The 2,695-nt window shown below is 35.2% G+C and carries 1 protein-coding gene; it reads left to right on the top strand.

The features are described 5' to 3' along the window. Positions 1 to 123: 123 nt before the first annotated feature. Positions 124 to 2,695: LamG domain-containing protein (locus HNS38_RS19895; RefSeq protein ID WP_172346986.1), on the top strand; the 2,572-nt coding region annotated here is incomplete at its 3' end.

Below are 2,695 nucleotides of genomic sequence, written 5' to 3' on the forward strand. Positions count from 1 at the left end.
ACCAACAAACTAATAAAGGATTATATTTTGACAGCAAATAAAATATTGAAATTCAACAAAATAATCCTTATCTTAGTGCAAAGAATCAATTATTGATATTAATTTCTCAAAACCAAAGCACCTATGAAAAATCTATTCTACTTTGTGATTATTTTTTTAATCATACCATCTCAATTTGCAAATGCCCAAAATAATGCCCTTGAATTTGATGGTTCAAATGATTATGTTCAAGTTTCAAGTCTAGGAGGAAGTTTAACTCAAGGAACATTTTCATTTTGGATAAAACTAAATTCAACTCCTTCTACAAATGCACGAATTATGTCTGAGAGTTGGAATGATGATGAAATCATATTCCATTCAGGAACTACACAAATAACCACCGAAAGCTCATTTCTCTCGGGAGATAATTTACTTTCCTCCTCTATTGAACTTGGTGTTTGGACACATATTGCAATATGCGCCGATGTAACTAATTCAAAAATTTACATAAATGGAATTTTGGATGATACAGGAGGGCCTTCTGACTTCTCTATTGGCTCAGTTAGTATTGGTGGTAAATTTACTGCTTTATGGGAGGTAATTCCAGGTCAGTTAGATGAGTTCCAAATTTGGAACGATGTTAGAACTCAGAATGAAATCAGAGAATATATGTATCGAGAATTATCTGGATCAGAGGAAGGATTAGTTGCCTATTATAAATTCAATGAAACTAGCGGAACTACAACATTAGATTATTCTGGGAATAGTTATAACGGAGTTTTAAATAATATGTCAGGAAATGAATGGAAAACTTCTTCTGCCTTTTTTGGCCCAAAAAACTGCTATAGCTTTAATGGATCAATAAGTTGGGTAAGCTTAGGCAACGATCCTTATCATAACAATTTTTCAGGAGGAACTGCCATTAGTATAGAATATTGGTTTAAAGGTAGTGTTTTGCAATCTGCAGTTCGGTTTCAAGGTTTCGATGTAAGCTATGGAAGTGACTACGTAGTAGCTGGTTGGGGAGGTTCTAATCCGAAATTTATAATTTCCACAGATGGAGGGTCAGCGAATGGAGTACTTATCGGTTCTGACGCGGTTTTGGAAGATGGAAACTGGCATCATATTGCTTGTACTTGGGAGAAAAATACCACCAATGGATTTAAAACCTACGTGGATGGAGTATTATCTAATCAAAGAACTTCTGCAAATGTAAACTTACCTACAATTGTCTATAATGGATTATTAGGAGCTTACCATGGCCCTTCAGAAGTTTTGAATGGACAACTTGATGAAGTTCGTATTTGGACTGATGTACGTAGCGAGGCTGAAATACGCGAAAACATGAACAAAACTTTAATTGGAAATGAGGATGGTCTGGTTATGTATTATAATTTGGATAATGGTAATGTAGCTAACAATATAGCCTCAGCAAATTACGATGGAGCTCCTGCTAATATTACATCCGTAGTATCAACAGCTTTTAATACATGGCTCAATACTAGTTCTAATTCTGAATCTACAAATGCAAACTGGAGTCGTGGTATAGCGCCTTCAGACCCTGAAAATGATATTGTAGATAATGTTGGTGTATATGCTTTTTCAGGAAGTGATCCAATAGTAAGTACGGCTTTCGATTGCAACCTCTTCTTCCTTGAAACAGGTGCTAGTTTTACTTTAAATGATGGAGCTTCATTTATTGCACAAGGAAACGAGTTTATTAATGGAACTTTTACCCTAAACAAAACCTTAACAAATGATAGTAAATGGCATTTAATATCCGCCCCAAATAATAATACCACAGCTAATCTCTTCTTTGGAGATTATTTACAAAACTGGAACGAATCTACAGGACTATGGGAGCAAATAGATGATGAAAATACTACACTCACACCTGTGAAAGCCTATGGCTTCTTTGGAACTCATGCTAAAGCTTCCTATAGCTTTACTGGAGATCCTAACGATGGAGATCAAATCATTAGCCTTACCACCTCAGGTTCAGGAGGAAGTTTTAATAAAGCCAATGCAGTAGGAAACCCCTACCCTTCTTCTATTGATTGGGATTTAGTGAGTGGTTATGGTGCCAAATATACATGGAATGGAACAGCTTATGAAGCTTATCCTGCTACTGGAGGATTTGGTTTAGCCCCCAGATATGCTGCACCATGTCAAGGTTTCTTTGTATTACCTAGTAGTTCTGGAACATTTACTTTAACAAACTCTATGAGAACTCATGATGGAGCTGATGGTTTTGAGAAAGCTATACAAACTATTGAAAATGGTATAATAGTTTATACACAATCTAATGGATATAAAGACAAACTAGTCATTGCCTTTAAAGAAGAGAGCTCAGATGAATTTGAAATGGATAAAGACGCTTATAAAATTCTAAGCAATACAGAAAACTTATCTCAAATCTATTCACTATCAAATATTGATAAGTTATCTATTGATATTCGTCCAGAAACCGAAATTGTTCAATTAGGATTTCAAAATACAGCAAATGGTAAATATTCTATAGGAGTTTTAGATACTGATGGCATTGCAAGTGCTGAATTAGAAGACACCAAACTCAACATTTTTCACGATTTAAGTACAGGAGCGTATAACTTCGATTGGAATATGGAAGATTCAGAGGAGCGCTTCATACTACATCTTAAGGCTACCGCAACTAATGAACTCGTTGAACAAGAAGCACAAGTATATAGTTCTAATG

The sequence above is a fragment of the Lentimicrobium sp. L6 genome (assembly GCF_013166655.1).
Classification (GTDB): Bacteria; Bacteroidota; Bacteroidia; order Bacteroidales; family UBA12170; genus UBA12170.